General features: G+C 64.8%; 6 protein-coding genes and 1 pseudogene. 6 read left to right on the top strand and 1 reads right to left on the bottom strand.

What is annotated here, in order from left to right; translation table 11 throughout:
• Positions 1 to 86: 86 nt before the first annotated feature.
• The 6 genes from AC1DUB_RS24325 to AC1DUB_RS24350 all read left to right on the top strand — a co-directional run bounded on the left by AC1DUB_RS24325 (position 87) and on the right by AC1DUB_RS24350 (position 7,579).
• Positions 87 to 2,273, top strand: a complete 2,187-nt coding sequence (locus AC1DUB_RS24325; RefSeq protein ID WP_477731726.1) for a thiamine pyrophosphate-dependent enzyme — start codon at positions 87 to 89, stop codon at positions 2,271 to 2,273.
• A gap of 131 nt (positions 2,274 to 2,404) precedes the next feature.
• Positions 2,405 to 3,877, top strand: coding sequence for an indolepyruvate oxidoreductase subunit beta family protein (locus AC1DUB_RS24330; RefSeq protein ID WP_477731732.1), 1,473 nt, complete (start codon positions 2,405 to 2,407; stop codon positions 3,875 to 3,877).
• 101 nt (positions 3,878 to 3,978) lie between these two features.
• Entirely contained in the window at positions 3,979 to 4,956 is a 978-nt protein-coding gene (dctP, locus tag AC1DUB_RS24335) for a TRAP transporter substrate-binding protein DctP (protein ID WP_477731727.1), read from the top strand.
• Between the two features lie 27 nt (positions 4,957 to 4,983).
• Positions 4,984 to 5,502, top strand: a complete 519-nt coding sequence (locus AC1DUB_RS24340; protein WP_477731728.1) for a TRAP transporter small permease — start codon at positions 4,984 to 4,986, stop codon at positions 5,500 to 5,502.
• Positions 5,503 to 5,569: 67 nt separating this feature from the next.
• On the top strand, positions 5,570 to 6,892 hold the full coding sequence (locus tag AC1DUB_RS24345; protein WP_477731729.1) for a TRAP transporter large permease: 1,323 nt from the start codon (positions 5,570 to 5,572) through the stop codon (positions 6,890 to 6,892).
• Positions 6,893 to 7,099: 207 nt separating this feature from the next.
• Positions 7,100 to 7,579, top strand: coding sequence for an aminoacyl-tRNA deacylase (locus AC1DUB_RS24350; protein ID WP_477731730.1), 480 nt, complete (start codon positions 7,100 to 7,102; stop codon positions 7,577 to 7,579).
• An 80-nt stretch (positions 7,580 to 7,659) separates the two neighbouring features.
• Here AC1DUB_RS24350 and AC1DUB_RS24355 read toward each other — a convergent pair.
• Positions 7,660 to 7,871 (bottom strand): annotated as a pseudogene (locus AC1DUB_RS24355) (IS110 family transposase); the annotation flags it as partial.

Genomic DNA, 7,871 nt, shown 5'->3' on the forward strand with positions numbered 1-7,871 from the left:
CACAGACACACATACATCGAGACCCACGGTGACACGCATGCAGCAACAACCCATTCTTCCGGCGAACGCCGCATCCGGTGCCTTCCATGGCTGAGCGTTCATTCGCCAATGAAGTGCAGAAACTGCGCCTGGGCGACGGTGACGAGTTTCGCGGCGAAGGCATTCTGGCCGTCACCAAGGCCCTGCTGCAATCGGGCGTGTCCTATGTGGCCGGCTACCAGGGTGCACCGATCTCGCACCTGATGGACGTGCTGACCGACGCCAACGACATCCTGCAGGAACTCGGTGTGCGCTTTGAGCACAGCGCCTCGGAGGCCACCGCTACCGCCACGCTGGCCGCCTCCGTCAACTACCCGCTGCGCGGCGCCGTGACCTTCAAGTCCACAGTCGGCACCAATGTGGCTTCCGACGCGCTGGCCAACCTGGCGTCGGGCGGCGTGACCGGCGGCGCAATGCTGATCGTCGGCGAAGACTATGGCGAGGGCTCCAGCATCATGCAGGAGCGCTCGCACGCCTTTGCGATGAAGTCGCAGGTCTGGCTGATAGACCCGCGGCCCAACCTGGAAAGCATTGTGCGGGCCGTGGAGATGGGCTTCGAGCTGTCTGAAGCCAGCCGCACACCGGTGATGCTGGAGCTGCGCATACGCGCCTGCCATGTGCACGGGCGCTTTGCCACCAAGGCCAACAAGCGGCCATCCTTCACGCTGAAGGACGCGATGGAAAACCCGCAGCGCGACGCCAGCCGCATCGTGCTGCCGCCCGCCAGCTACGCGCAGGAGCAGGAAAAGATCACCGAGCGCTGGCCAGCCGCCGTGAAGTTCATCCAGGAGCACCAGCTCAACGAGTTTTTTGCCGAAGGCGCCAAGGACTTCGGCATCGTCATGCAGGGCGGCCTGTACAACAGCGTGCTGCGTTCACTGGAGCTGCTGGGCCTGGCCGATGCGTTTGGCAACTCGCAGGTGCCACTGTATGTGCTCAACCTCACCTACCCACTGATTGACGACGAGTTCAAGCGTTTTTGCGCCGGCAAGCGCGGCATCCTGCTGGTGGAAGAAGGCCAGCCCGACTTCATCGAGCAGAGCGTGAACTCGATGTTGCGCAAAGCCGATGTGCAGACCAAGGTACACGGCAAGGACGTGCTGCCCATGGCCGGCGAGTACACCGGCGGCGTGGTGCTCAAGGGTGTGGCGCGCTTCATCGACATCTATGCGCCCGAATTGCTGCAGGGCCGCGAGCTGCCAGTGGCGGCACGGCCCGCCTCCAGCGGCCTGGCGGTGCTGGACGGCAACCCCAAGGCCTTTGCCATCAAGGCCGCCTCCGATGAAGTGCAGGGCCGCCCGCCCTCGTTCTGCACCGGCTGCCCCGAGCGCCCGATCTTCACCGCGATGAAGCTGATCGAGCGCGAGCTCGGCAAGCACCACATCAGCTGCGACATCGGCTGCCACCTGTTTTCCATCCTGCCGCCCTTCAACATCGGCGCCACCACCATGGGCTACGGCCTGGGCTGGGCCGGCGCCTCGGCCTTCAACACCCCCGAGACATCCAAACGCACGATTGCCATGATGGGCGACGGCGGCTTCTGGCACAACGGCCTGACCAGCGGCGTGGGCAATGCGGTGTTCAACCAGACCGACAACGTGCTGCTGGTGGTGGACAACGGCTATTCGGCCGCCACCGGCGGGCAGGACGTGCTCTCGTCCAAGGCCGTTAACCCGATACGCAGCACCAACAACCCGATTGAAAAGGCCGTGCGCGGCGTCGGCGTGAAGTGGGCCAAAACGGTGACCAACACCTACAGCCTCACGCAGATGCGCGACGTGCTGCGCGAGGCGCTGACCACGAAAGAAAAAGGCCCCAAGGTCATCGTGGCGCAAAGCGAGTGCATGCTGAACCGCCAGCGCCGCGTCAAGCCGCAGATCCGCAAACGCATTGAAGGCGGCGAACGCGTGGTGCGCGAGCGCTTCGGCATCGACCCCGACACCTGCACCGGCGACCACTCGTGCATACGCCTGTCGGGCTGCCCTTCGCTGACCATCAAGCCCAACCCCGACCCGCTGCGGCGCGACCCGATTGCCACGGTGATCGACAGCTGCGTGGGCTGCGGCCTGTGCGGCGAGGTGGCGCATGCCGCGGTGCTGTGCCCCTCGTTTTACCGCGCCGAAATCATCAACAACCCCACGGCCTGGGACCGCTTCAAGCTGCGGCTGCGCACGGCCGTGATCGGCGCACTGCAAAACCGCATCGAGCGCCGGCTGGAAGGGATTGCCGCATGACCATGACCATGAACATGAGCGACGCCGGGCCGCCCCAAGGCGCGAACGCCCCCTCGGGGGGCAGCGCATTACACGGAGTGAAAAGCGTGGGGGCTCACACTCCTCGCGCGATCACCATTGCGATTCTTGCGATGGGCGGTGAAGGCGGCGGTGTGCTGGCCGACTGGCTGGTCGACCTGGCCGAGCAGAACGGCTACTTTGCCCAGACCACCTCGGTACCCGGCGTGGCGCAGCGCACTGGCGCCACGGTCTACTACCTGGAGCTGTTTCCCGAAGCCGGCGCACCGGCGGGCCGCCTGCCCGTGCTGGCGCTCGGCCCGGTGCCGGGCGAAGTCGACATCGTGATTGCATCGGAGCTGATGGAAGCCGGCCGTGCACTGCAGCGCGGCCTGGTCTCGGCCCGGCGCACCACCTTCATAGCCTCAACCCACCGTGTGTATTCGATGACCGAGCGCACCGCCATGGGCGACGGCCGCGTCAGCTCGACCAAGCTGCTCGAAGGTGGCCGTGCCGCTGCCCAGCACTTCATCAGCGCCGACTTTGCCCAGCTGGCCGAGGACACCGGCAGCCTGATCAGCCCGACGCTGTACGGCGCGCTGGCCGCCACCGGGCGCCTGCCGTTTACCCGCGCACAGTTTGAAGCCACCATCTCGCGCGGCGGTGTCGGCGTGAAGTCCAGCCTCAAGGCCTTTGCCGCCGGCTTTGCCGTCGCGCAGCAGGCCATGACACCACTGGCCGTTGCGGCGCCTCCCGTTCAGGCCGCGCCCCCCATGCCGCCGGTCGGTGCGCGGCTGGCGGCCCTGGCCCGGCGCATTCAAAACACCTTTGCGCCGGCCAACCACGCCACGCTGGCCGCCGGCATTGTGCGCGCGGCCGACTACCAGGACGTGGGCTATGCCGCCAGCTACCTGGACCGCCTGCAGCCGCTCACGGCCTGCCTGCCCGCAGACCCCACGCTCGCCGCCGAACTGCTGGATGAAACCGCGCGCCACCTGGCGCTGTGGATGAGCTACGAAGACACGGTGCGCGTGGCCGACCTCAAGACCCGGCGCTCGCGCTTTGACCGCGTGGGCGGCGAGGTCAAGCTGAGCCAGGCGCAGCACCTGGGCATCAATGAGTTTTTGCATCCGCGTGTGGAAGAGATTGCCGACACGCTGCCCGCCGGCTTCGGCCGCTGGCTGCTGGCCACGCCCTGGGCGCGCGCCTGCGTGGAGCCCTTCACACGCAAGGGCCGCATCGTGCAGACCAGCTCGATACGCGGCTACCTGCTGCTCTACACCATTGCCGCCCTGCGCCCGCTGCGCCCCAAATCGCTGCGCTTTCAGGTGGAGCAGCGGCGCATCAGCGACTGGCTCGCCACCATAGCCCGCCTGGCGCCCGTGCAACCGGCGCTGGCGCTGGAGGTGGCACGCTCGCAGCGGCTGGTCAAAGGGTATGGCGACACGCATGCGCGCGGCTGGCGCAGCTTTCAGCGTGTAATGGCCAAGCTGCCGCAGCTGCAGGCCATGCCGCAGGGCGCGGCGCAACTGAAGGCGCTGAGCCAGGCCGCGCTGGCAGACGACACGGGCCAGGCGCTGGAGCACATGCTGGCGGCCACCGTGTAGTGCCATGTAGTGCCGTGCAGTGTGTAGTGATTAGCACGCATTGACGCGGCAGCAAGCAGACCGGATCATCGATTTCAACCCGATCACAGGAGACAAGACCCATGAAAACACGAACGCTCAGAGTTCTCAAACCCACGTTGGCCCTGATGCTGGCGGCCAGCTTTTCGGCCGGCGCGCTGGCGCAGGAGGTCACGCTGCGGCTCGTCAGCGCCTTTCCCGAGAACGGCATCTACGTACAACGCCTGTTGCCCTGGATCGCCAAGGTCAATGCCGAGGGCAAGGGCGTGCTGCAGATCAACTTTCTGGGTGGCCCCAAAGCCATTCCGACGTTTGAGGCTGGCAACGCGGTGAAAACCGGCGTGGTGGACATGGCGATGAACACCGGCGCGTTTTACACCAACGTCATGCCCGAGGCCGACTTCCTGAAACTCACGCAGATCCCGGTGGCCGAGCAGCGCAAGAACGGCGCCTTTGACGCCATCAACAAGGTCTGGAACGAAAAGGGCAACACGCAATACCTGGCCCGCATGGTCGAAAACCAGCCCTTTCACATCTACACCAACAAGAAGATCGACAAGCCCGACCTGAGCGGCCAGAAGATCCGCATCTCGCCGGTGTACCGCGACTTCTTCCAGGCGCTCAACGCCAATGTGGTCACCACCCCGCCGGGCGAGGTCTACACCGCGCTGGAGCGCGGCGTGGTCGATGGCTACGGCTGGCCCATTGGCGGCATTTTTGACCTGAACTGGCAGGAAAAGACCAAGTTCCGTGTAGACCCCGGGTTTTATGACGCCGAGGTATCGCTCACCATGAACCTGCCGGCCTACAAAAAGCTCACCGATGCGCAGCGCAACTACCTGCAAAAGCAATTGCTGGCACTGGAGGCCGAGAACACTTTCTGGACACGTTACGGCAATGTGGAAACCGCCCGCCAGGAGACCGCCGGCATCCAGACCATCAAGTTTGATGCCGCCACGTCCAAGGCCTTCCGCGAAAAAGCCTACGCAGTGGGTTGGGCCGGCGCCATGAAGCAAAGCCCCGAGGTGGCCGCGCGCTTCAAAACGCTTTTCTCCAAATAAGCACCGCGCCCCGTCGTGATAGACCGGTTGTCTGAGGCCTATGGCCGCTTTTTGGCCAGGCTGGCCCTGCTGGGCTGCACCATCCTCATGGCCATGATGTTCATCATCGTGGCCGACGTGGCGCTGCGCAACCTGGCGCTGCCCGGCCTGCCGCAAGGTCTGGCCTGGAGCACCGAAATTTCGGAACTGATGCTCTACCTCATCACCATGTGCGTGGCGCCCTGGCTGCTGCGCCAGGGCCAGCATATCCGCGTCGATATCGTGCTGCAGGCGCTGCCGCCGCAGCTGGCCTGGAGCTTCGAATGGGTGGGCGACCTGATCGGTTTTGTTTGCTGCCTGGCGATTGCCTGGTTTGGCACGCAGGCGGCCTGGTCCAGCTACCTGTCGGGCGCCGTCAACATCAAGACGCTGGTCACGCCCGAATGGTGGGCGCTGGCGCCCTTGCCCCTGGTGTTTGTTTTGCTTGGAATTGAAATGATCTTTCGCATGATCCGGCTGCAGCGCGGCCCACGCGGCCCGCGGCATGACGCGGTGAGCGCGGCATGAGCACGCAGGGCCGCCCCAAGGGCGAATTCCCGCTTGGCGGGACGGCGCGTAGCGCCAGGGTGCCGTCATGAGCGCCTGGGGCATTGCCGCCTGGCTGATGCTGGGCGGCTCCACCGTGCTGCTGTTCATCGGCATGCCGGTGGCGCTGACCTTCATCACCATCAACATCATCGGCGCCTGGCTTTACATGGGCGGCGAGCCCGGCCTGGTGCAGCTGGCGCGCAGCAGCGTGAGCTCGGTCACGGCGTTTTCACTGACGCCGATTCCGCTGTTCGTGCTGATGGGCGAGATCCTGTTTCATACCGGCCTGGCCATCAAGGTCATCGAAGGCGTCGAGCGGCTGATCAAGCACGTGCCCGGCCGCCTGGCGGTGGTCGCCGTGGTGGCCGGCACGGTGTTCTCGGCCATCTCGGGCTCCACCATTGCCACCACCGCGATGCTCGGCTCGCTGATGCTGCCCATCATGCTGTCACGCGGCTACCACCCGACCCTGGCCACCGGGCCCATCATGGCCATTGGCGCGGTCGACATGCTGATCCCGCCCTCGGCGCTGACCGTGCTGCTGGGCTCGCTGTCGGGCATCTCGATTTCCAAGCTGCTGATTGGCGGCGTGGTGCCCGGCGTGATCCTGTCCGTCGCCTTTGTGCTGTGGATCGTCATTCGCGTCACCATCAGCCCGCAGCTGGCACCCATCGATCAAGACGATGCGGTGCAGTACCGCGGCTGGGCGCGCTGGAGCCTGTTCTTTGGCTATGTGCTGCCCACGCTGTCGATCTTTGGCGTGGTGGTGGGCGCGCTGGCCGCCGGCTGGGCCACGCCCACCGAGTGCGCCGCGCTGGGCGCCTTTGCCACCATGCTGCTGGCCTTGTGCTACCGCGTCCTGACGCGGGACGCCGTGCTCAAGGCGCTCAAGGGCACGGCGGGCATCTCGGGCATGATTTTGTTCATCATCCTGGGCGCCACCACGTTTGCGCAAATCCTGTCGTTCTCGGGCGCCAGCAACGGCCTGGTGCAGTTCATCACCGGCCAGGGCCTGTCTACCAGCATGATCGTGGTCGGCATGATGCTGATGCTGATTTTCCTGGGCATCTTTGTCGACCAGGTCAGCATGATGATGATCACGCTGCCCATCTTCATGCCCGTGGTGCAAACGTTGGGCATAGACCCGATCTGGTTTGGCGTGATGTTTCTGATCTGCATGCAGCTCGGCCTGCTGCTGCCACCGCACGGCCTGCTGCTCATGACCATGCGCGGCGTGGCCCCGCCTGCCGTCACCATGGGCCATATCTTCATGGCGGTGGTGCCCTATGTGGTGATGAGCCTGATACTGCTGGCCGCCGTGTTCTGGATTCCCGGGATCGCGACCTGGCTGCCCAGGCTGATTGGGTAAGCTGACTGGGGGGCTGATCGGGGAGGCGGCGACATCCTTTCCCGCCCTCCGCCCTCCGCCCCCCGCCAAAGGGGCAATGCAAGGCCAGGAGCGCATGGCTTGCGATCTGGCCCGCCATGGCGCATAGTATGCATTTGACGGGCACGAGCGGCTTCATCGGTGACGCTGCCCTGACCATGGCCTGTCGCTTTGCACCAGGAGGCTGTCATGTCGATTTCCTCACGTCTGTCAAGCTACCTCGATGAGCGCGGCGCGCTCTATGAAATCCACCCACACCAGCCCAGCCACAGCAGCGCAGAGACCGCCCACACGGCGCATGTGCTGCCCCACCAGCTCGCCAAGTCGGTGATTCTTGAAGACGACACCGGCTGCGTGATGGCGGTCGTTCCGGCCGACAAGACCGTCATGCTGGGTCATCTGTCCCGGCTGCTGGGCCGCAAGGAATTGCGGCTGTCCGATGAAACCCGCATTGCGAGTATGTTCGATGACTGCGACGTGGGTGCGGTGCCCCCGGTTGGCATGGCCTGGGGCATGGAAACCATCGTCGACGATGACCTCGAAGCCAACGACGTTATCTACATGGAAGGCGGCGACCACGAGCGCCTGCTGCGGATGTCGCACGACCAGTTTCACGAACTGATGAGCGTGGCGCAGCATGGGCACTTCTGCAAGACACCGCTGCACTGACCCGCCGGCACCCCGACCCGGAAGAACAGAAAAAAACAGAGAAAAGCAGGAAAGAACAGCAACCATCTTGAATGAAGACATTAATTCGTTACTGCAATAGCGTTGTTCCAGGGCGACCTGGTACGTGCGATGGCGTTCAGGATGACCAGCAGCTTGTGCATGCAGGCCACCAAGGCGACCTTCTTGGGCTTGCCGGCGGCCAGGAGCTTGGCATAAAAGGCTTTGAGTACTGGATTGAATCGGGTACCCACCAGGGCGGCCACATACAGCACGCGACGCACATCGCTTCGCC

It is taken from the genome of Polaromonas sp. P4_F9, assembly GCF_056401235.1.